This is a genomic window from Halanaerobium sehlinense (assembly GCF_055379485.1).
In genome coordinates this window covers 927,838-950,829 of record NZ_AP042442.1, presented here as the reverse complement: position 1 = coordinate 950,829, position 22,992 = coordinate 927,838, and the positions used below count along the sequence as shown (strand labels likewise).

General features: G+C 33.9%; 23 protein-coding genes, 1 tRNA gene and 1 riboswitch. Of the genes, 5 read left to right on the top strand and 19 right to left on the bottom strand.

Annotated features, from left to right (window positions below):
- Positions 1-190 precede the first annotated feature (190 nt).
- From feoB to nadD, 7 genes are all read right to left on the bottom strand, one after another.
- Positions 191-2,053 (bottom strand): ferrous iron transport protein B, encoded by a 1,863-nt coding sequence (gene feoB, locus ACZ446_RS04645; protein WP_464393951.1) that lies wholly within the window; start codon positions 2,051-2,053, stop codon positions 191-193.
- Positions 2,054-2,281, bottom strand: a complete 228-nt coding sequence (locus tag ACZ446_RS04640) for a FeoA family protein (protein WP_005487574.1) — start codon at positions 2,279-2,281, stop codon at positions 2,054-2,056. It lies immediately after the preceding gene.
- Positions 2,282-2,508: 227 nt separating this feature from the next.
- Entirely contained in the window at positions 2,509-5,004 is a 2,496-nt protein-coding gene (gene leuS / locus ACZ446_RS04635) for a leucine--tRNA ligase (protein ID WP_464393950.1), read from the bottom strand.
- A 71-nt stretch (positions 5,005-5,075) separates the two neighbouring features.
- On the bottom strand, positions 5,076-5,441 hold the full coding sequence (rsfS, locus tag ACZ446_RS04630) for a ribosome silencing factor (protein WP_464393949.1): 366 nt from the start codon (positions 5,439-5,441) through the stop codon (positions 5,076-5,078).
- 14 nt (positions 5,442-5,455) lie between these two features.
- Complete coding sequence (locus ACZ446_RS04625) at positions 5,456-6,619, bottom strand: LCP family protein (RefSeq protein WP_464393948.1); 1,164 nt, start codon at positions 6,617-6,619, stop codon at positions 5,456-5,458.
- A gap of 3 nt (positions 6,620-6,622) precedes the next feature.
- A complete protein-coding gene (gene yqeK, locus ACZ446_RS04620; RefSeq protein WP_464393947.1) occupies positions 6,623-7,210 on the bottom strand; it encodes a bis(5'-nucleosyl)-tetraphosphatase (symmetrical) YqeK in 588 nt (195 codons plus the stop codon).
- 4 nt (positions 7,211-7,214) lie between these two features.
- Positions 7,215-7,817 carry a nicotinate-nucleotide adenylyltransferase gene (gene nadD, locus ACZ446_RS04615; protein WP_464393946.1) on the bottom strand — a complete coding sequence of 201 codons (603 nt, stop codon included), beginning with the start codon at positions 7,815-7,817 and terminating at the stop codon, positions 7,215-7,217.
- A 139-nt stretch (positions 7,818-7,956) separates the two neighbouring features.
- Here nadD and ACZ446_RS04610 point away from each other — a divergent pair, with 139 nt between their 5' ends.
- The gene (locus ACZ446_RS04610; RefSeq protein ID WP_464393945.1) at positions 7,957-8,475 is read left to right on the top strand and encodes a gamma carbonic anhydrase family protein; all 519 of its coding nucleotides are present in this window, start codon (positions 7,957-7,959) and stop codon (positions 8,473-8,475) included.
- Positions 8,476-8,564: 89 nt separating this feature from the next.
- Here the strand turns inward: ACZ446_RS04610 and ACZ446_RS04605 are convergent, their stop codons facing one another.
- The 4 genes from ACZ446_RS04605 to ACZ446_RS04590 all read right to left on the bottom strand — a co-directional run bounded on the left by ACZ446_RS04605 (position 8,565) and on the right by ACZ446_RS04590 (position 13,759).
- Entirely contained in the window at positions 8,565-10,958 is a 2,394-nt protein-coding gene (locus ACZ446_RS04605; protein WP_464393944.1) for a homocysteine S-methyltransferase family protein, read from the bottom strand.
- Positions 10,942-11,691 carry a Vitamin B12 dependent methionine synthase activation subunit gene (locus ACZ446_RS04600; RefSeq protein WP_464393943.1) on the bottom strand — a complete coding sequence of 250 codons (750 nt, stop codon included), beginning with the start codon at positions 11,689-11,691 and terminating at the stop codon, positions 10,942-10,944. Before ACZ446_RS04600 ends, ACZ446_RS04605 begins: the two co-directional genes overlap by 17 nt.
- Position 11,692: 1 nt before the next feature.
- Positions 11,693-12,580, bottom strand: coding sequence for a methylenetetrahydrofolate reductase [NAD(P)H] (gene metF, locus ACZ446_RS04595; protein WP_464393942.1), 888 nt, complete (start codon positions 12,578-12,580; stop codon positions 11,693-11,695).
- Positions 12,581-12,704: 124 nt separating this feature from the next.
- Positions 12,705-12,808: riboswitch (SAM riboswitch) on the bottom strand.
- A gap of 60 nt (positions 12,809-12,868) precedes the next feature.
- Positions 12,869-13,759: a cation diffusion facilitator family transporter gene (locus ACZ446_RS04590; protein ID WP_464393941.1), complete on the bottom strand. Its 891-nt coding sequence runs from the start codon at positions 13,757-13,759 to the stop codon at positions 12,869-12,871.
- Positions 13,760-13,919: 160 nt separating this feature from the next.
- Between ACZ446_RS04590 and ACZ446_RS04585 the strand changes: the two genes are divergently transcribed.
- Positions 13,920-13,994, top strand: a tRNA-Arg gene (locus tag ACZ446_RS04585).
- Positions 13,995-14,102: 108 nt separating this feature from the next.
- Here ACZ446_RS04585 and ACZ446_RS04580 read toward each other — a convergent pair.
- Positions 14,103-15,266, bottom strand: a complete 1,164-nt coding sequence (locus tag ACZ446_RS04580; protein ID WP_464393940.1) for a tyrosine-type recombinase/integrase — start codon at positions 15,264-15,266, stop codon at positions 14,103-14,105.
- Between the two features lie 14 nt (positions 15,267-15,280).
- Positions 15,281-16,027 carry a helix-turn-helix domain-containing protein gene (locus ACZ446_RS04575; RefSeq protein ID WP_464393939.1) on the bottom strand — a complete coding sequence of 249 codons (747 nt, stop codon included), beginning with the start codon at positions 16,025-16,027 and terminating at the stop codon, positions 15,281-15,283.
- Between the two features lie 182 nt (positions 16,028-16,209).
- Between ACZ446_RS04575 and ACZ446_RS04570 the strand changes: the two genes are divergently transcribed.
- The 3 genes from ACZ446_RS04570 (at position 16,210) to ACZ446_RS04560 (ending at position 18,440) form a co-directional block, all read left to right on the top strand.
- Positions 16,210-16,485, top strand: coding sequence for a helix-turn-helix domain-containing protein (locus ACZ446_RS04570; protein WP_464393938.1), 276 nt, complete (start codon positions 16,210-16,212; stop codon positions 16,483-16,485).
- Between the two features lie 403 nt (positions 16,486-16,888).
- Positions 16,889-17,062 carry a hypothetical protein gene (locus ACZ446_RS04565; protein ID WP_158531707.1) on the top strand — a complete coding sequence of 58 codons (174 nt, stop codon included), beginning with the start codon at positions 16,889-16,891 and terminating at the stop codon, positions 17,060-17,062.
- Positions 17,016-18,440, top strand: a complete 1,425-nt coding sequence (locus ACZ446_RS04560) for a rolling circle replication-associated protein (protein ID WP_114457554.1) — start codon at positions 17,016-17,018, stop codon at positions 18,438-18,440. Before ACZ446_RS04565 ends, ACZ446_RS04560 begins: the two co-directional genes overlap by 47 nt.
- Positions 18,441-18,628: 188 nt before the next feature.
- Here the strand turns inward: ACZ446_RS04560 and ACZ446_RS04555 are convergent, their stop codons facing one another.
- From ACZ446_RS04555 to ACZ446_RS04530, 6 genes are all read right to left on the bottom strand, one after another.
- On the bottom strand, positions 18,629-18,931 hold the full coding sequence (locus ACZ446_RS04555) for a hypothetical protein (RefSeq protein ID WP_114457553.1): 303 nt from the start codon (positions 18,929-18,931) through the stop codon (positions 18,629-18,631).
- Positions 18,932-19,084: 153 nt separating this feature from the next.
- Complete coding sequence (locus ACZ446_RS04550) at positions 19,085-19,291, bottom strand: ribbon-helix-helix domain-containing protein (protein WP_076544531.1); 207 nt, start codon at positions 19,289-19,291, stop codon at positions 19,085-19,087.
- A gap of 51 nt (positions 19,292-19,342) precedes the next feature.
- Positions 19,343-19,597 carry a UPF0175 family protein gene (locus tag ACZ446_RS04545; RefSeq protein WP_076544530.1) on the bottom strand — a complete coding sequence of 85 codons (255 nt, stop codon included), beginning with the start codon at positions 19,595-19,597 and terminating at the stop codon, positions 19,343-19,345.
- A gap of 248 nt (positions 19,598-19,845) precedes the next feature.
- Complete coding sequence (locus ACZ446_RS04540) at positions 19,846-20,391, bottom strand: site-specific integrase (protein ID WP_114457552.1); 546 nt, start codon at positions 20,389-20,391, stop codon at positions 19,846-19,848.
- A 193-nt stretch (positions 20,392-20,584) separates the two neighbouring features.
- The gene (locus ACZ446_RS04535) at positions 20,585-20,983 is read right to left on the bottom strand and encodes a hypothetical protein (RefSeq protein WP_464393937.1); all 399 of its coding nucleotides are present in this window, start codon (positions 20,981-20,983) and stop codon (positions 20,585-20,587) included.
- 20 nt (positions 20,984-21,003) lie between these two features.
- Positions 21,004-22,992 carry an AAA family ATPase gene (locus ACZ446_RS04530; RefSeq protein WP_464393936.1) on the bottom strand — a complete coding sequence of 663 codons (1,989 nt, stop codon included), beginning with the start codon at positions 22,990-22,992 and terminating at the stop codon, positions 21,004-21,006.

Genomic DNA, 22,992 nt, shown 5'->3' with positions numbered 1-22,992 from the left:
ATTTAGAACACTTTGTGAATAAATAGCTATTACAGCGGGGACATTTTATTGATTTAAATTCTTTCATTTGATAACCACAGGTAGGACAGACAATTTTCTTTTCTTCCTTTTTTTCAACATTCAGATCACAATTATCCACCCTAAACACCTTCTTTCTTAAACCATAACTATAATTTAAATTAATTTTAATTTAAAATATCAAGAAGTTTACAACTCCACCAGTAACAAATGCTGTTATCCAACTTCCAAACCAGATATAAACAGCTTCTTTAAAATTCCTTTCCTTAACCATAATCATCATTGCTGCAATACAGGGTACAAATAAGGTAAGGGTAATTAAAGAAATTGTTACCTCGGCTGGACTTAAAGCAATAGCAGTAAGTCCTGCTGCCCCAAAGTCACGTCTTATAATCCCCATAACAAAAGCTGTTGCCGTCTCCGCTGGCAGACCTAGCCAGTTAACAGTTATTGGTTCTGCAGATTTGGTAATTATAGCAAGTAAGCCAGTTTTTTGCATTACAGTAATTAATGCTGCACCAAGTACAAATATTGGACCTGCCTCTTTAACAAAAGCTACAGTTTGTTGGTAAGTTTTATTAAATACGTTTTTGAGATCAGGCAGCCTTATTGGAGGTAAATCAATCAGCAAATCACTTGATTCTCCTGGTAAAACTTTATTCAGAAAAGTACCTGCAAGAACATAAACAGCAAAAATAGTCAGAACATAAACCATTATATAAAAAACATCAAGTTGTGCGATTAAACCTGCAATTACACCTAATTGAGCAGAACAAGGAATTGCTAAACCCAGAAGAAAAATAGCAATAATCCTTTCTCTTTTTGTTCCCAACAACCTGGTTGTGATGGTAGCCATAGTTACACAGCCAAAACCTAAAAGCATAGGAATAATAGCCCTACCATTAAGACCAATTTTTTGCAGCAGCCTATCCATTAAGACAGCGATTCTTGGTAAATACCCTGAATCTTCCAGAATAGAAAGCAGAAGATAAAAACCAGCAACTAAAGGCAAAAGTAGTCCGAAAATATAAGTTACTGCCATAGTTAAAATACCATACTCACCTGCTAAAAGCTGCCCAAGGAAATTTTCTAAACCGATAGAATTAGCAATTAAATTTCTCATAAATGGCTCATATAGGCCAGCAAATAAAAACCCCTCTGTAAATTCAACTACTGTTTGAGCAACAAAAACTCCAATAAATTGATAAATAAAATATAATAGCACCAGTAACATTGGAATAGCTGTAACAGGTTTTAACATGTAAGAACCAATTTTCCTGGCAAATTGACTGGAGTTTTGATCATAAGTCAATACTTTAGCTGTGATTGCATCTACTCTTTGTCTGCGGGCTGTATAGATTTCTTCCCGCAAATCAGGAATATCTTTAAGTTTAGAATATCGACAGCGAATATTTTCATCTTCTTCTAAAAGCATTAATGCTTCAGCTTCATTTTTGCTTTTTAATTTAATTTTTTCAAATTCAGTCTTTAATTCAGGGTTCGACTCAAAAATATTATTACCATAAAGTGCTTTATCAATAGAACTTTTAACCTGATCAAGCCCTCTATTTTTAGCAGCAGTTGTAGGAATTACCGGAACTCCAAGTTCTTTTTCTAGTGCATCTAAATCAATAGTAATATTATTTTTTTTAACTTCATCCATCATGTTCAGAGCAACAATCATCTTCTTATTAAGATCAATTAGCTGCTGTGTTAAAAATAAATCACGTTCTAAGTGGCTTGCATCGACAACATTTATTATAATATCTGCAGACATAATAAAATCCCTGGCTACTCTCTCCTCATCATTTATGGATCCAACTCCATAAACACCTGGTGTATCAAAGACAGCTGCATCACCCATTTTGCCGCTGCTGATATCAAGGGTAGTCCCGGGATAATTAGAAACACTGACATAAATACCTGTAAGATAATTGAAAAATATAGATTTACCTACATTTGGATTACCAGCCAGTACAATTTTTTTATCAGCCTGCAGTTCTTTATCTAAATCAAATTGACTGCAGTCGTTCAATTATATCATTCCTTTTTTCTTAACACTTATTTTTTCTGCAGTTCTACGGCCAATAGCAATTTCCTGCAAATTTTTCTTCAAAATCACTGGTCCTCCTGGCATTGAACCTGCACATTCAATCTCTGATCCTTCGCTTATTCCAAATCTTAAAGCCTGTAAACGAGTATTTTTATCCTCAATTTTATCTATAATAAATTTATTTCCATGTTTCATATCTACTAAAGTCATTGATTTTACCTCCTGCTGCAGTAATGAATTTTGATATGTTATCCTTATATAATTATTATACTGAAAACGATTTTCAAAGTCAACAATTTTCATTAAATATTAGTAATTTTCTCAGGTTTATAAGGAACCATTCTTAATAAGCAAAAAGCTCCTGACAAATTAGTCTTAAAATGCCAGGAGCTGTAATCAATAATTATATTTTTAGCTGTTAAATTCCATATCTATTTTTATTGAATTACCAGGTTAACTAATTTTTTAGGAATATAAATAGTCTTAACTAAGTTTCCATCTTCAAGATAAGATTTAATCTTTTCTTCTGCCATAACCTGTTCTTTAACTTCTTTTTCTGAGGCATCAGCTGCAACATTAATTTTATCTCTTACCTTTCCATTAACCTGAATTACAATTGTAACTTCATCTTTTTTAAGTGCTTCTTCTAAATATTCAGGCCATTCAGCTGCATGTACATTTTCTTGGTGACCTAAATATTCCCAGAGTTCTTCAGTGATAAAAGGAGCAAATGGAGCTAGCAATAACACAATATTTTCGGCAACCGCTTTAATTAAAGGAGCGTTTGTCGCTTCGGAACTGCGGTCATTAAGGTAAGAATAAACCTCATTTGTTAATTCCATAATTGCACTAATTGCTGTGTTAAAGTTAAGTCTTTCTCCAACATCTTCTGTTACCTTTTTGATAGCTGCATGCATTGTTCTATAAAGTGATTTTTCAGCATCAGCAAATTTTTCTGGATCTAGTTCAGAATCAGCAGTTTTGATCAGCTCAAGATTTTCAGTTACAAAACGCCAGACACGATTTAAGAATCTATCTGCACCTTCAACCCCTTTATCACTCCACTCTAAATCTTTTTCAGGTGGTGAAGCAAAAAGAATAAATAAGCGGGCTGTATCTGCACCATATTCAGCCAGGATATCCTTAGGATCAACAACATTCCCCTTAGATTTTGACATTTTAGCTCCATCTTTGAGCACCATTCCCTGGGCCAGCCAATTTGTAAACGGTTCTACATAATCAGTAAGATCCATATCATGCACAACTTTAGTAAAAAAGCGAGCATATAATAAGTGAAGAATCGCATGCTCAATTCCACCAATATACTGATCAACCGGGAACCACTGATCAACATTCTCCTTTGTAAAAGGCAGCTCATCATTTTTAGGGTCTGCATAGCGCATAAAATACCAGGAAGAATCAACAAAGGTATCCATAGTATCTGTTTCGCGTTCAGCAGGTCCACCACACTCAGGACAGGTAGTATTAACAAAACTATCTACCTTTTTCAGTGGTGACTCTCCAGTTGGGGAAAACTCGACATCATGCGGAAGTTCAACCGGTAAGTCTTCCTCAGGAACTGCAACTGGTCCACATTGATCACAGTAAATAATTGGAATAGGTGCTCCCCAGTAGCGCTGACGAGAAATTAACCAGTCACGCAGTCTATAGTTTGTTTCAATGTTTACAAAGCCAGCCTCTGAAAAATCTTCGGCCATTTTATCAAAAGCCTCATCTACACTTAATCCATTATATTTTCCGGAGTTAATTAAATGTCCATCTCCAGCATAAGCTGCTTCCATTTTTGATCCAACCAGCTCTTTACTCTCTTCATCTGGCTGAATTACAGCTTTAATTTCAATATCATATTTGCGGGCAAAATCGAAGTCACGCTGATCATGAGCAGGAACAGCCATAATCGCTCCGGTTCCATAACCCATCAATACATAATTTGCTATATAAACAGGAATTTCTTCGCCATTAACAGGATTTTCTGCATAAGCACCTGTAAATATACCTAATTTTTCTGTTTCAGCTGAAGTTCTTTCCTGCTCTTTTTGTCTTTTCACTTTTTTCACAAATTCTTCAACTTCTGACTCTTTGTCTGTGCCAGCTGTTAATTCTTTTACATAAGGATGTTCTGGAGCTAATACCATATAAGTTGCACCAAAAAGTGTATCCGGCCTGGTTGTAAAGACTTCTAACTCTTTATCAAGTTTTGGCAGCTCGAAAGTAACTCTTGTACCTTCACTGCGGCCAATCCAATTTTTCTGCATAGTCTTGACTTTTTCCGGCCAGCCATCTAAAAGATCATGGTCATCAAGCAATCTTTCCGCATAATCAGTGATTTTTAAAAACCACTGTTCTAAATCTCTTTTATCAACTTCTGTACCACAGCGTTCACATGCTTCGTTTACTACCTGCTCATTGGCTAGTACTGTCTCACAGCTTGGACACCAGTTAACAGTAGATTCTTTTCTGTAGGCCAAATCATCATTAAACATCTGGGTAAAGAACCACTGGGTCCATTTATAATAATCTTCTGCAGCGGTAGTTACTTCACGATCCCAATCATAACTTAAACCCATTGCTTTCATCTGTTCTTTCATATGAGCAATATTATCCCAGGTCCATTCTTTAGGATGGATATTACCATGTTTGATTGCTGCATTTTCTGCAGGCAGACCAAAAGCATCCCAACCCATTGGATGAAGAACATTATAGCCCTGCATTCTCTTATAACGAGCGATGACATCACCAATCGAATAAACTCTTACATGCCCCATATGTAAATTTCCTGAAGGATAAGGGAACATTTCTAATACATAATAATTTTCTTTATCTGGATCATCACCAGTCTTATGTAAATTTGAGTCTTCCCAATTTTTAAGCCATTTTTTCTCTACTTCTTGAAACGGATAATAATCTTGCAAAGATCTTCACTCTCCTCATTTAATTAAAATTTATATATTATTTATCTCTAAATTCTGCTGTACTGCTTATACTACTCATCTTTTTCATCTGTTCGCAGAATTTTTTCAGCATCTGACCATAATCTTTCCAGGTCATAATATTCACGTTCTCTTTTCTGAAAAACATGAACAATTACATCAGCATAATCAATTAAAACCCATTTGGCATCATTCATCCCAGCCATTCTTTTAGGCTCAATTCCTTTTTCAGATAATTTTTCATCAACAGCCCTTGCTATAGCCTTAACCTGCTGATCAGAATTACCACTGCAGAGTACAAAATAATCTGCAATAACTGTTAAGCCCTGAACATTTAAAATTTCTATATCCTCTGCTTTTTTGTCATCAGCTGCATCAGCAGCCAGTAATGCAATATCTTTAATACTTAAATCTGACATTAATATATTCCCCCTTATACAGACTTTTTATAGCCTGCACCAACTATAACCTTAATATTTTTATTTATTTTAGTTTCATTATTCTCAACAAACTCTGCCTCTCCGCCAAGTAATTCAGCAATCTGAGAAGCTGTTTTTTGATCCTCTTCACTGTAGTATTCAATAATTGAATGTTCATAATTATAATTATCTGCATTGCCAATTTCATCAATTTGAAAACCATATTTTTCTAATAATTCAGCTGTATTTGAAGCCGCTCCCGAATCTCCTACACCATTTAGTACGGTTAGCTGATAATCTTTATTTGTAATATATGATTTATTCCGGACTAAATTGTCTACCATTATTTTGGTTTCTTTTAAGTCTGGAACCCAATAACTAATTCCATTAATATATTCTGGCCTACCAGGCAGCATTTTTGTTTCTATTTGATTCAAATCAATCTCTTTGGCCATATTAATAAAAGGAGTAATATCTTGAATTGGAATATTGGTATTTATAGTATCGTTAACTTCTTTTATAATACCTGGTATTTTTGTTAAAATTGCAGGTGAAAGAACTTTAGCAAAAACAGCATCTACAAATTTTTGCTGACGCTCAATTCTACCAATATCTCCTCTTTCATCACGGTATCTAACATATTGAAGTGCTTCTTTTCCATTTAGGTTCTGCTGACCTGCAGGAATATTAATGTACAAACCACCAGCTTTATCAACATAATTCAAATGGCGAGAAACATTAACATTTACACCACCTAAACGATCAATTATTTTTTCAAAACCTTTAAAGTCAGTTTCTAGAAAATAATCTATATCAACATTGAGCATTTCTTCTATTGTTTTTTGGGTTAATTCGATCCCACCATAGACATGAGAAGAGTTTAATTTTGTAAACTTTCTTTTGCTCGAATTTATATAGGTGTCTCTTGGCAGAAAAATTAGTCCTGCTTCTTTACTATCTACATCTAGACTGATTAAAATAATTGTATCTGCTCTTGAGGCACCATTAATATCTGAATCATATCCTACTGCAAGTATATTGACTTTATTTTCTGCAAAAGGTCCTTCGGAAGAAATTTTAGTTAAATCATCATTCCACAAAAAAGCCATTGTAACACCAATGATGACTAAAAATATAATTAAAGCAATATATTTCCAGTCAGTTAATTTTTCTAACATTTATTAATCACTTCTCTTTAATAGTTTATTTCGTAAATCATTTGAATAAGGATGGATAAAATTATCCTGTTCAAGCTGATATTTAATGATATTATTGGTTATTAAATATAATCCTAATTCAAAATCTCTTTCAATTTCTTTCCTAATAATCTCTAAAGCAGGAAACTGCCTATCTTCTGAAATGAAATCGGCAGCATAAATAACCTGAGCTATTTGTCCCATTTCGGGGTGGCCCAAGGTATGAAAACGTATTGCTTCTAATATTTCCTGATCTTCAACTCCAAATTCATTTTTGGCAATTACAGCTCCAGCAGGAGCATGCAGTATTGGAGTTATAGAAGCTTCTAAATCATCAACAGACCACTGAGAATCCTTTAAAATTATTTTTAATTCTTCATCAGTTTTAGATTTGGCAATATCATGCAGTAAAGCAGCAGTTTTTACTTTCTGCTGGTTAAGATTTAAATTTTTAGCTAGTTTAACCGCTGATTCTAAAACAAATCTCGTATGTTGATATCTTTCTTTTCCTAAAATGTTTTCTATTTTCTTTAAATCAGGTTTTGTTAATAAATTTTTATTAACTAATGACATCTAATCACCTATAAAGATTATTTTTTTCAATATACTTTTTGATCTTATCTAATGTTAAGTAGCGAATAGAATTACCTTTTCGAATTTCATCTCTGATAAACGAAGAAGAAATTTCTATATTTAAACTCTGATATGTAAATATATTCTCTAAATAATCTTCATATTTTTGATCATTTATAAGCTTTTCTAAATTATAACCAGGTCGACTAAATACAATAAAATTAGCTTTGCTTAATAAATATTCCGGATCTTTCCAGTCAAAAATTTCTGCTAATGAATCTGCACCTATAATAAAAAAGACCTGATCAGCATCAATTTGTGGTACAAACTCTGCTAAAGTTTTTGCAGTATAAGAATAACCTTCATTTTTCATTTCCCAATCTGATATAGAAAAATATTGATTATCATCTACAGCGTACTTCAGCATTGCTAATCTATCTTCATTTGGTGAAATAGTCCTATCTTTTTTATGTGGCGGCCTGCCGGCAGGCATAAATATAATCTTAGATAATCCAAAATAATTTTTTATCTGTTCAGCTAAAATAAAATGTCCCTGATGAGGGGGATCAAAAGTCCCTCCAAAAATAGCCACTCTTTTTTTTGACATATTTTCCACCTCTGATTTCATACACCTTTAATTATAAATTATTTTATCAGTGCTTGCAAGTTAAATGGCTATTAAAAAAGGAGTTTTAAACTTTAGATAGAATTCATATAGTGATAACCTAAAATATGGAGGTTTTAAAATGCTTTATAAATTTAACAAAAAAAGTCCTAAGATTGCAGAAAACTCTTTTATTGCTCCAGGTAGTCAAATAATTGGAGATGTCGAAATAGCTGAACACAGCAGTATCTGGTATAATACTGTAGTTAGAGGTGATATTAAAAAGATAAAGATTGGAAAATATTCTAATGTTCAAGAAAATTCAACTGTCCATGTTGAACAAAATTTAGGTGTTGAAATTGGAGATTATGTTACTATTGGTCATAATGCAGTTATCCATGCCTGTAAAATCGGTAATAAATCTTTAATTGGAATGAATGCTACTATATTAAGTGGTGCACATATTGGTGAAGGTTCAATTGTAGGAGCTGGTGCTGTAGTTCCTGAAAATGCTGAGATTCCAGCTGGAAGTCTTGTTTTAGGAGTGCCAGCAAAAGTTATCCGCAGTATTACAAAGGAAAAGGTAATTGAACTAAAACAGCATGCTCTCCACTATGCTGACCTTGCTGCAGAACAAAAGAATATTGAAAGAATTGATTAATTTCAGGCAGGCTGGAGTTATAAATTATAAAACCTGCAGCCTGCTATTTGTTAAAGATCTATTATTTGTGGTCTAAGTTGATCAACTAATTATTCAGTAATAATTTTTTTGGCAATTTCTACAGCTTCTTTAGCATCTCTGGCATAAAAATCTGCATCAATCATATCTGCATAATCTGCGGTTAAAACTGCTCCACCTACCATGATTTTACAATCAGCTACTTCTTCCCGAACTGCTTTAATTGTTTTTTCCATATTTTTAACAGTAGTTGTCATCAAAGCACTTAAACCAAGAAGTTTTATTTCATTCTCTTTAACGGCTTTAACAACTTCCTTTATATTAACATTTCTTCCTAAATCTATTATCTGATAACCATAGTTTTCAAGCACAGTTTTCACTATGTTTTTACCAATATCATGGACATCACCTTTTACAGTTGCCATCACAATTTCCCCTTTGGAAATATCCCTGCCACCTGTCCGGGCCATCTCTGCTTTTAAAACATTAAATGCTTCTTTAACAGTTTCAGCTGACTGAACGAGCTGTGGTAAAAATATCTCACCTTTTTCATAACGGTCACCAACAGCATCCAGAGCCGGAATTAAATATTCATTTACTACTTCCAATGCTTCTTTTTTCTGGAGAATTTGATCTGTCAAACGACCAGCTTCCGCTTTCAGACCTTTAATTATCACAGTCTTTAAATCTATATCTTTTCCACTCTGGTTTTTGTCTGTTCCCTTTTCATTTCCAGTATTTTTTTCCTCAGCCATATAGTCTATATATTCTTTAGCTCCCTGGTCAATATTGTTCAAAACTGCTGCTGCCTTAATATTTGCCATCATTTCTTCATCATTAGGATCAATAATTGGTAGATTTAATCCCTGGTAGAGTGCCACCGATAAAAAAGTCCGGTTTAAAACTGGACGATTTGGCAGACCAAAAGATACATTGGAAACTCCAAGAGTTGTTTTAACTCCTAGTTCTTCCTTGACCATTTTTAGGGCCTTTAGAGTTTCTCGAACACCTTTTTGCTGAGCAGAGGCAGTTAAAGTTAAACAATCTATTATAATTTTATCTCTGCTAATTCCATATTCAGCTGCTTTATTTACAATTTTCTCGGCAATTTCAAAACGCCCCTCTTCAGTCTCTGGAATTCCATTTTCATCCATTGTCAATCCAATTACAGCTGCACCATATTTTTTTACTGCTGGTAAAGTTTTCTCTAAAATTTCAGTTTCTCCGTTAACTGAATTCACAATAGCCGTCCCATTATAATATCTGAGTGCTTCTTCTATAACCTCAGGGTCACTGGAATCAATTTGTAATGGAATATCTAAAATCCCCTGTAGTTCTTTGATTAATCTAACCATCATCTCTTTTTCATCAATATCAGGGAGTCCAAGATTAACATCTAGAATATCTGCTCCTGCATCTACTTCTTCTACTGCAACTTTCAAAATAAAATCCAGATCACCATTTCTTAAAGCCCTTTTAAATAATTCTTTACCGGTTGGATTAATTCTTTCTCCAACTACATTAACCCCTGCCAAATCTCTATGTTGAGAAGGAGAGCAGACAATAGTTTCTTTTATAGGATTTCTTTTTTTCACCTTCTTATTTTTTAAATTATCAGCAATTAAAGAGATAAACTCTTCATTTGTACCACAGCAGCCTCCAATAACTGCAAGTCCTTTTTCATAAAGCCTGAATAATGGTTTAAAGTATTCCTCAGGTGAAATCTTAAAAACTGTTTCTCCATTTTCTACTACTGGAAGCCCAGCGTTAGCCTGTAAAATTACTGGAGTTTCAGAATAAAGAAGAAGCTCTTCTACCAGCGGTTCCAGCTTTTCTGGCCCCAGAGAACAGTTTAGCCCAATTCCATCAACTCCAAGGCCTTCCAGAACTGCTATCATAGAGCGAATGCTGCCTCCAGTAAAAGTTCTGCCATCTTCTTCAAAGGTCAAAGTACAGAAAACTGGAAGATTGGAATTTTCCTTAGCTGCCAAAACTGCTGCTCTGGCCTCATAAAGATCAGCAATAGTTTCTATATGAATTAAATCTGCCCCACTTTTAACACCTTCTAAAACCTGCTGCTGATAAAGGTTATAGGCTTCATCAAAAGTTAAACTTCCCATTGGTTCTAATAATTCTCCCAATGGCCCCATATCAAGAGCTACTGCTGCCTCAATACCAGATCTCACAACTGCTCTTCGGGCATTTTCTACTGCTGCAGAAATAACTTCTTCTACGGAGTAATTACTTTCTTCCAGCTTTAAGGCATTTGCGCCAAAAGTATTTGTTGTTAGAATCTCTGCCCCTGCTTCTAGATAGCTTTTATGTATATCTATGATCTCTTCAGCTTTTTCAAGATTAAGTTTTTCCGGTATATCTCCTGCTTTCAGACCTCGCTGCTGCAGGACTGTACCCATTGCTCCATCAAATAATATTATTCTCTTTCCAAGTTTATTTCTTAGCTCCACAGTAAATCCCCTTTCTTCTTAACTCACAATCATCGTCTAATAAACACTGTCTGCATTGTCGCTGCTCAAATTCTATATCCCTTGCTTCAATATTTTTAGACTCATTATTATTGACTTTTGACTCTTCCTTATTTTTTTCAGTTTTTTCTGCAATTACTCCAATTATAGCTGTAACTGATTTAGTAGGTATTAACATATTATATTTAGAAGCAGTTAAACCAATTTTCTTTGGTGCATCGAGAATATTTAGGAACTCTTTTTGGATATCTATATCTAAATCACCATAGCCTGGACTGTAACGAAAAGTTATATCTTTATTGCCTTCTTTCAAAGCTTTTTCTTTAATCTCAGCTTCTACTTGATCACAGCCTTCTTCTATAGCTGTTGTAGCACAGGCATCAAAAACCATAGACTTAGTTACTGATATTTTCTCATAAAAAGAGATTTTCTTATCAACCTGAGCCCCCAGAGTAGCTGCCAGCAGATAAACTTCTTCTGAATTACTCAGATGTTTTTTAATACTATCTCCTTTTAAAATTAGAGTCGTATTTAAAATTTCAATTCCATCAGCCACAGTTTTAATCGGATACTTTTTATATAAATATCTAAAATTAATCAATTCTTTTATTTCAGCAGTTGACTCCTTAATCAAACGATTAATATTTTCATCTTTTAGATCTTTTGAAGTCTGTAAATATCTTAAAACTTCTGTTCTATCAATTTTAAATTTCATTTTAATCAGCCTTTTTACAGTTAATATGAGTGATTAAAGAACCTACGGCCTCTTTGATTCTTCTTGCTACATAGGGATTATTCATTGTATAAAGATGAATTCCATCTACCTCACTGGAAATTAAATCAACAATCTGTTCTACTGCATAAGCAATACCTGCATCTCTTAAAGCTTCTGGATTATCTTCATATTTTTCAAATATTTTTTTGAATTTATCCGGGAAATAAGCACCTGATAATTCTATAATCCTTCCAATCTGTTTTTTATTTATTACCGGCATTATTCCAGTCTCAATTGGAACATCTATTCCCTTTTTTCTTGCTTTTTCACGAAATTTATAAAAAAGTGAGTTATCAAAAAACATCTGAGTTATTAGATAATCTACCCCACAGTCAACTTTCTGTTTTAAATATTCAATATCCTGATCAAGACTTTCAGTTTCTAAGTGACCTTCAGGATAACAGGCAGCTGCAACACCAAAGTCATTATGCTTTTTTATATGATCCACAAGCTGATAGGCATAATTATATTCTCCCAGTAATTGCCCATCTGCAGGTTTATCACCGCGAAGAGCCAGAATATTATCAATTCTTTTCTCTTCCAGTTCTGCTAAAATTTGATTTAAAGTTTCTTTATCAGAATTTATACAGGTTAGATGAGCTAAAGCCTCTACTTTATATTTTTCTTTAATAATTGAAGATAATTCACAGGTTCTATTTTTTCTAACCCCACCCCCTGCTCCATAAGTTACACTAATATAATCAGGATTAATATCTTTCAACTCCTCTAAAGTTTGATAAATGTTTTCTATTGGGGTTTCTGCTTTTGGTGGAAAAACTTCAAGTGAAAACACCAATTCTTTCTGCTCAAAAATCTTTTTGATCTTCATTTATATCCTCCTTAAACTCCTCAACTACTCTTTTGAAAAAATACTGCTTTCTATTTTCTGCTTCGATTTCAAAAACCTATTTCAAAAACAAAAAACCACTTCCTAAGTAGAAGTGGGATACAACTACTTATCTTCCAGGTATTAACCTGCTGGATTTAGCACCGGGCAGTATTACTGCTGGTTGCTGGGTTTCTCAGGGCCAGATCCCTCCACCACTCTTGATAAGTCATTATTCTATTTTAAATAACTTTACCATATTAAAAGATTTGTGTCAAGCAAATTTACAGCTTAGGCCCGGCAGTCTTCGGACTTACACTCTTCATTTTCATACTCAATTTCCACTGTTACATGATCAATTCCTTCTTCTGCAAGCAGACTTTTTACCTTAGATTTTAAAGCTATTATTTCTTCTCTATTTATCTGGTCATTAACAATTAAGTGGGTGCTTAAAAAGTTCTTTTCTCCCTCAAGTGTCCAGACATGCGTATGGTGAACGGAAAGTGCCTGACTCTGTTCAACAATTTTCTGCTGCAGAGCTGAGATATCAATTCCTCCAGGAACTCCCTGCAGAAAGATTGTTAAAACTCTTTTTAACTTTGAAATGACATTATATAAAATGTAAATATTGATTAATAAAGATAAAAGTGGGTCTAAAACCGGTATGCTTTTAAAGATTAGAACTATACTAACAATTAAAACCGCAGTCCATCCCAGCAGATCTTCCATTAGATGCCAGCTTACAACTTCCTTATTTAAAGAACTGCCACCTCTTAATTTTAAAACTGAAATTCCATTAACAGTAATCCCGATAATAGACAGCAATAACATCCCTTCTGGATGCACAGCCTGAGGGTTAAATATTCTCGGTATTACTTCTGATAGAATAAAAAATGAACCTAAAATTAAAACAATGCTGTTTATTAAAGCTCCCAGCAGAGAAAAACGGGCATATCCATAGCTAAAATCTTTATCAGCTCCCTTTTGAGAGTAGTTTTCAAGATACCAGGAAACAGCCAGAGAAATGGAATCCCCAAGATCGTGCAGGGCATCAGATAAGATGGCCATACTGTTAGTTAACAAACCACCGATAATTTCGATAATTGAAAATGATAAATTTAAGAAAAAAGCAAATTTAATATTTCCCACTGCAGAATGATCGTGTTCATGATGATTACTCATTATAATCACAAATACCAGTCATATTTTATTCCCCTTTATTTATTATGTTTAAAATTATAGCATTGAAAGGAGTTTAAAACTGTTAAATAATTTCTTTTGCTGATAAAATCTGAAGCTTATTGACATTAGCCGGTCTGTCTGTTAAAATAATTTAGGTAATGCCCCCGTAGCTCAGTGGATAGAGCAAAGGCCTCCGAAGCCTTGAGCGTAGGTTCGACTCCTACCGGGGGCACCATTTATCATTCCTGCTATAACAGCGATTATAGCAGTTTTCTTTTTGTGGGAACTATTATTATTAAGCTTCCCACCGTGATTTCACCGCATTACTTTCTATCCAACTCGATCAAGCATCCAGAAATTTAGAAGCTTTTTCAGCTGCTTCAGCCTGTAAAGTTGGAATTAAATGCGAGTACGTATCCATTGTTTGAGTAATTGAAGCATGACCCAATCTCTCCTGAACAATCTTAGGATGTTCATTTAGCTGCAGCAGAATCGAAGCATGTGTATGGCGAAGTGTATGGAGTGTTTTTTCTTTATCTAATCCAGCTTTATCTCTTAATTCAGCATATCTAACATTATATCTGTCTGGATAATATTTTTCACCATCTTCTTTACAGAACACCAGATTATACTCATCGTGATAATTATCTCCCAGGAATTCTTTGAACTCCTTTTGTTTCTCTTTTCTTTTCTTCAGCACTTCTACTATTTCGTCAGTAATATCGATATTCCTGTTACTATTAGCCGTTTTAGTACTTTCTCTTAGAACAGAGCCATTACCCTTTTCACCTACCAGAGCCTGTCTCACCCGAATCTTCTTATTCTCAAAGTCAACATTATCCCATTCCAGGCCTAAAAGCTCACTTTTTCTCATCCCTGTATGGACTGCAAGATAGATAAAGTCATGTAATAGCGGATCATCCTCTTTAGCAACCTCTAAAAGTTTACTTATTTCTTCTTTTGTTAAAGCAACAATTGTATTATTCCTTCTCCGATCAATTTTCGGTGCTTCAACAGAATCAGCCGGGTTAGCTGCAATGTATCTATTTCTAACTGCAAAGCTCAAAGCCTGCTTCAACTTCTTATAATGCTTTAATAGAGTTGCTTCTGATAACCCGCCTTCTTTACCGTCTTTTCTTCCATCCTTCCGCTTCTTCTGCAAATATACTCGAATGTGAGCTGGACTGAGTTCTTTTAACTTGATATGTCCCAGAGCGGGAATCAGATGAGTTTTAAGTATGATCTCATATCTATCATGAGTAGTCTTTTCTGTCTGAACAACCGCGTACTCCTCAAACCACTTCAGTAACAAATCCTTTACTGTCATGTCCGTCTGTACTACAACTCCCTGATCAGCCTGCAATTCCATTTTTCTAGCCCATTTTTTTGCATCTCTCTTACGGGTAAATGTCTTATACTCTCTCATTGCCTTTCCTGTCTCTGAGTCCTTCCCAATATAAACTTGTGCTTGCCAGTTTCCTGACTTTAACTTTTTAAAACTTGGCATATTAATTCCTCCTATTATTTAATATATTGTCTTCCTACAAAAACTACTAATCCTTTAACTTCAATTTCTGTCTTATCAATTTCGCCATAGTTCTCAACATCTGGTTCTAATCTCACTTTATCTTTATTAATAATGTAGTATCTTTTAATTGTTCTGTTGCAATCACCACCTTTTCTGATAATCACTAATATTGTAGAGCCATTCTCAGGCTCATCATTTATGGGTCTAATTAGAATGTAATCATCTCTTATAATTCCCCAATCCTTAAATTTATTGTTTGTCATCTTTAAAGCATAAGAGGAATCTGTAACATAGCCTTCTGGAAAAGTGAAATAGTCTTCTTTAACACATTCTTGCTTCTCATCCCAAAAAGCTTCATTATTATAATTGTAACTTGTAACCATTTCTCTAGGGTTCTTCTTTTCTACCTGCTCAAGATAAGTTGAAAGTAACCCTTTTGCTCCTTGAGTGTCTTTTTTTTCCTCATATTGCCCCTCGTCATCCTTATCCATAACTAAAAGATACTTCTCATCCAGATAACCTGCGGCTACCATTAATTGCTCATAACGGACTTGGTTATTATTCCCAGCTACTTTCTGCAGTATATCTGGACTTGGTGGATTCTTTTGCTTCTTATTTAAAAGGTTATTAAGGTATGGTCTGCTTACACCCATTTCTTCTGCAAATTTTGATACTGTTTTATCTTCCCCCTTCGCTTTTGTGATTAAACTGATTAATTTATCCTTGTCATATTCATACATCTCTCTCACCTCACATTCATTATAAACCATTTGTGTATTGTTGTCAAGACAATATTTTTATATTTCTTGTAATTTGCTCTTTACTTATACTTTTGATTATGCTATTATATAGTTAATGAACATCTATTAACGTTGTTCAAACAACAATGTATCAACAAACTACTTTACAGGAGGATTTTAAAATGAAGACTACAAAAACAGATTTACTCAACTATTTTGAGAATGCAGTAAAAGAACAGATCAACTTTGACTTTGAGCAGATACCTTTTTCTTTAGGTGTAAGCGATTTAAAAGAGCTTTTGCCCCTATCTGATTCTAAAATTTATATGATGCTGGAATCGGGAGAAATCCCTGCAAGAAAAATTGGTGGTAAATGGACAGTCTCAAGACCAGAATTCCTTGCATGGTTTTTTGGTTCTGAAGAAGATTTAGACTTGTCAGAGCAGGTGTTCGTTTAATTATAATAGTAGGGGGAGAAAGAAAAGTCTCCTCTCCCCCGAAATTATCACACTCAAAATAGTGAAGTAATAATCTGAAAATCCTCCAACAGATCCAGGTCTTAACGGGCCTGGGTCTTTTTTTATTTACTAATATTTTAACTTTCATTCTAAATGAACATATGCTCTTTTAGTGAGCTTGAGTAATTTTATTATTAAAATTTGAATTCCACTGTCAAAAACGGCCTTTTAATCGGTATTATATATATAGAAGCACTTTTTAAAATGGGGGGAAGCAGGTGGAGGATCCCAAGCAAGGTTCTCTGCCTGCAGCCATAAAAAAAGACCTACTGTTAAGTTCTTTTAAATAACTACTTAAGTACTTACGAAATCCTGTGATCGGATTAAGGAGGCTTCTAAAACAGTGAAAGTAGACGAAATCTTAAAGTTAAAGAAATCTAAACTCAGTAACATTCAAATACTTAGTTTGCTTAAAGAAGATATATTCCAGAGCAGAAAGAAACAGGACAACAATAACGGAGGTAATAATAATGACAGTGACAGCTCAAAATCTCAGAACTACCATGAAAAAGAATGAGGATAAGGCGGAAGGCAGAAATGTAGCAACATTAAACTCTATCGAAAGGGATATTAAAGGAGTATGGTACTCGAGAAAGCTAGATCTATACGGTAATATTCTCGATGAAATAAGTTATAAAGATGAAATATACAGGGGCGGAGAAAAGGAAAATAAATGGAAGCCCAGGATAAATGATAACACATCATCAAGAAGTAAAAGCACCTATACTCCATCTCCAGAAGAAAGAATAGCTTCTAATATCAATCAACTGAAAAAGAAGACCTGGAAATTGACCATTGCTAATATTGAAGACATGAATACTTTTACAACTGTAACTATGGGAGATGTAGACTTCTACAGCCTATTTTCTTCAAAAAGAAGCGATAAAGATAAAAATGAACTCTACCTTGCTGATCAGTTGAGTGAAAGTGAATTGCAGCTTCTTAAAGGTAAGACCAACCTGAAATATAAAAAGGAGAAAGATAGAAGATACTTAAATAACAGTGAGGAAGAAAAGACTCTACGTAAAAAAATTATAAACATCTTAATCAAGCAGGCTTCATCTATGATTTCCAAAATAGAAGAATCTTTTGTAAAGGATGAAAAAACATTCAAAAGTGTCAGTGCTCGTAATCAAGCTATTAAAAGAGAACTTGCTTCAAGAATCAACTCTCTTCTGTCTGGTAAGTCTCCGTATAATATTGAAAATGCCTACTCTGCTTTCAGTAAATTCATTGAGAATCTGAAGAATTTATCAGAAGCCTATGAAGGTGACTTCAAATACATAGCAGTGTTAGAATTCCAGGAAAATGGTAGACCACACTTTCACATGCTGTCTAATCTAAAGTACCTGGAGCAATCTAAACTTCAGGATAAGTGGGGTCACGGAATAGCTCATATTAGCTCTCTTAATTCGATTAGTAGACCTGGCCTACACATCAGTAAAAAAGATAATTTAAAGGCAAAAGCGACTAAGTTGTCAAATTATCTCTGCGAAGAAATTAGTGAAACTAGAAAAGATTCTAGAACTAAAAATAGAAAAATACTTTTGAGAAGTAATGACTTACTAAAACAGCCACTGGAGGTAATTACTCCTGAATTACAACGACAGGTGGACCAATATGTGTTTAGTAATTCTGTTGGGGTAGACTGGGAAAGTGGGTTAATCGAAGGTAAGGGAGAGTATTCAAAAAGCTCCAACATAAAAAGAAGAGTTATGGAAGATTCTAATCTCTACTCAATGATAGAACAAAGAGCAGGCCAGTTACTGGATAAGATTCTAGAAATAGCAGAGAAACTTAATAGTGACATCATAACCAAAGATATATACTATCAGGCAAAGCATGAACTTTTCTACAAAGATCAGGGATATATGCCAGCTACTATTGCAGCATAGTGTCTCTCCTGCTTGAACATTGACAACTAAATATTTTACTCTTACTCCCTATTAGATAACACCTGGATGCGCGCCGCAGGATTTTAACTGCCGGGCTATAACCACAGGAGATCTATGTCTAAAACTTATATAATAGTGGTTCAGCCGGCCAGAGAAAGAAAAGGTCCATTTCTTGCTATACTTAACGTTTATTCAAATACATCAAATACCACTGATTCAGGTATCCACATGTATTCTACTCCTTCATCATTTAAAGGAAACTCAAAATAGTACCAATTACCTTCCAGATCAGTCTTGTATTGATCAGTACCCTCTAAACCTTCCAGCCACTGTTCTTCAGCAATGACTAGTTCTTCTTCATCATTAACTGGCTTTTCAGGAAATCCTTCCTGGATAATTTTAAGGTGATACTCTCCTTTTGGAAAGTTATAGCCACTGTCTCTATAATTCTTTGCCTGGTAACTTGCGCCAACTTCAAATTGCTTTGTCATGCTTATCAGCTCCTGATTTTATATTATGTCTCTAAAACAATTGATAACTCTTGTCATAATGCTGATTCATCTTATCTTCTTTATCAAAATAGATAATATCGTAATCGACATACTGCTCGAATTTATAAAAATGAGATGATGTATCTTAAAAAATTAGTCTATTACTTCAACATTATCAAAATAGTAATCAAGTGCTTCTCCATGAATGTATGACTTATTGTGGCCAGATCTCTCACTTAGTTCATTAACTTTATCAATTCGTTCTTGAGTTAATTGAATACTAACCTGCTTCTTATCACCACCTTTTTTCTTCTTTTTTAAGATGAAATGACAATCAGATTTCTTTTCCTTCTTCCCCACTATGATCACCTCCTTCAAGAGATTTGCCAGTAATGAAGGAATTAATGAGTTTTAGGCATTCTCAACATCAGAAGCTAATTCTTCTGGGTCCATGTTTATCATTTCTACACCATATCTGTGCAACTCTAACAGAAATGCGGCTCGATCCATCCCAACCATTTCTGCAGCCATACCCGAAGATATTCGTTTAAGTTCAAATAGTTTGACCGCCATTGCCAATTTAGCTTCTCGTTCAAATTCTTCAGGACTTTCTTGAAGTAAATCAGGCAAAGTGTCAGGATATTCTATCTCCATTTTTCTAGGCATGTCATTATCCTCCTACTGGACTTATTATACTCAGATGCGTATTACTAACTCTATTATAGCACATATCTGCCGTAGAAAAAAAGACTTAACAACCAATATACTACAGGGAGCGCACAAAGGCTATTTAAAGCTGTTCTTAACCGTTCTACATAAGAATCTCCAGCATAAATACAGGTCTTCAAACAGCTATTCTCGAGCCTTCTCAGCCCTTTTTACATAGGAACTTAGAGCACTATCTATTTTCTAACTTACAGTTCAAATTCTCGCATTGAATCATCCATCAAATCTTGATTTACCCCTATATAATCTAGAGTAATGCTCGGAGCAGAATGGTTAAAAAGCTTCTGCAGCATTGCTACATCTTTGTACTGCTGATAATGGTGGTAACCGAAGGTTTTGCGAGTGGAATGGCAGCCAATGGATTCCAGACCAACTTCTTTACCTACAGAACTTAGCACTCTATATGCCTGACTTCTAGTGATCGGTTTGTTGGCCCCATTCCTACTCTGAAAGAGGTACTCATGATCAGCCATGTTTTTAATGTATTGATCTAAAGCATCTCGCAATGCACCATTAATAAAGAACTTCTTTGACTTTTGAGTCTTTTGTTCTTTGATCTGGATGTGTGTCTTATTCCTTACATCAGAAACTTTTAGTTGCAGCATGTCTCCAATTCTAAGGCCAGTATTAATTCCGAGCACAAAAAGCAGATAATTTCTGTAATTATCCATCAGCAATAAGCGTTTAATCTCCTCAATCAATTCCTTGTCTCTGATCGGCTCAACTTTTTTCATAGTTTAATCCCCTCTCTAATTTGTTTAAGATACATAAAGGCTCATTTAACACAGTATAGACATCTATTGAAGTGAGTTCATAAGCAAAATATTGGGCCTTCACCGCCGCTAAGGTTGCTATAACAGCGATAAAGACCACAAATGCCAACTCACCTTATTAACTATTGTGGTGAATTGATGAAAATTTATAATTCTATTTTTTAGCCCATTCTAGCAAATCAGTTAAAGTAGCTGAAGGATCATTATCTAAAAAATCATTAATCAACTGAGTTCCAATATCTATCAAATAATTAATCTGACGAATAGGTGTTGAGGAACATTCAGGATATAATGCAATAACAATTGTTTGTAGTTTTCCTTCTTTATCAAACCTATCTACAGCCCAAGTGGTTTTTCCTTGTTCAAGTTCTCCACATTCCAAATTCTCCTTTCTATTCATTGCAAGAGCCAATGAAAAATGTGCAGCATCACTCATTGTTTCAAACCATTCTTTTTCTTTATGCAATTTTTCAATAATTGTTCTGCCATCAGATGTTAAAACAATGGTAGTAAGGTCACTCTCATTATTAGTTTGATCAACATTATTATCCATCAATTAAATTACCCCCTTATTTAACTAATTTCTTTAATATTCGAAGATCTCATAATATCACCAGGTTCTCTAACTATTTCATATTCCTTTACTAAATTAGAATGAAGATGTTTTCTAGCATACTCTTTTGGAGTCTCTGAAGTTGTAACAAATAAAATAACTTGTTCTGATAAATTTGGAATCAATTCTAACATGTTACTTTTATGTTCAGGATCTAACCTCATTACAGGAGAGTCCATTATTATTGGACCTTCTAATGGGGCATTACAATGTAAGGCTCCAATCAAAGCCAAGGAGACTAGATGGTATTGCCCTTCGGAAGTAAGAGAGACAGATTCTCCATTTTTCAGCATAACTTCTAAACCATAATTATCATTTATATTTAAACTAGTAAAACTAGGTTCCTCTATAATATCCAAAAATATATCTGTCGCATCCTTTTGCACTCTTTTCTTTAGGATTTTCTTATATGAATCAACTGAATTAGAAAAAACTTCTTTAAGCTTTAGACATAATTTCCTTTTTTCTTTCTCAACATTTACATTATCACTTGTATTCTCTTTTCCAGTTGAATTTTTTATTATTTCATTAATACTTTCATTTAATTCGTCTATCTTTTCAGAAGTTTCATCTAATCCTTCATTATAATTATCTATATTTTTTCTTACTTCAGATAATTTTCTTATTAATTCGTTTGTAGTTTTACGATCTCCTCCTTCTTCTTCTATTTGATTCTTTATAGACTTTAATTCCTCTTTTTTGGTTTGAATATCAAGCATTTTACCTTTTCTTCTTTGATCGACCTTAATAATATTATTAATTATTTTAGAAGAACGGAAGTTCCTTAAATTTGACTCAATTTTTCTTAATTTAGAAATCTCACTTATAAGATCTTTCGAGTTCTCCTTAATTGAATTAACACTATCTTCCATATAGCTAACTCTCTCTTCCGACAATTTTTGATCACAGACAACACATTCTCCTTTTTTTAGACTTTCACTAATTAAAGTCGAAATTTTTTCTTCATTAAATTTTTCTTCTTTTTCTCTTAATTTCTTTGAAATATCCGGTAATTTCTTATCAACCTTTTCATTTAACAATTCTTCCCATGATTGCGACATCATTTCTTTTAGTTGAGATCCCAACTCATCAATATCATTACTCATATTGTCTATTTGAAATTTTAACTTATCTTCTTTTTCTAGTAGTTTTTTCATATACTCATTTTTACTAAGTTCATCATTTAAGTCATTTCTTTCCCTTATTTTTTTATCTAATTTATCTTTTAACTTATCTAGATAATCTTCTTGAGCTTTTTTAGCTTCCATTAGTTCTTGTAAAGCATTTGCATACTGAGCTTGTGTTTTGTCCTCACGTAATGCTTGCTGAACTTGACTGTCTGCCTCATCACTTAATTTTCTCATATCATCTCTTGCATTAACCAATAATGGAACCCCTAATATTCTTTCTATAGATTCAGATATTAATCTTCCCGCATAATTTTGATTATCTAAAAGTTCTTTGTATTCTTGTAAAACCTCTCCATTGAATATAAAAAACCTTGCCACTTGTTCAGGTAAGATTTTATTTATAGCTGATTCAATTTCTCCTGGTCCTAATGTCACATTATTTTTAAGAACAAAGAATTCGGTTTCAAAATCATTGTCACTGGTAGGTTTCTTAGATTCAGATTTACTATAAACATGTCTTACAAAAATATAATTATCATTATCCACTGACAATTCTAATTTCACCTTAAATTCATAGATACCATTTGATAAGGCTTCTTTGTTAAGCATATCTAATAAGCTAGCAGGAACATCTCTATGTTTTTCAGGTATAATACCATAAAGAGCATATGAAATTGCACTTAGTAAAGAAGTTTTACCTCCACCATTTGAACTATAAACTAAAGTAACTCCTTTTTCTGGAAAATCAATTTCCTTTTTCCCTAAATAAGGAATATAATTTTCTAATTCTAACTTATTAATTGTTAATCCTGAAGACAT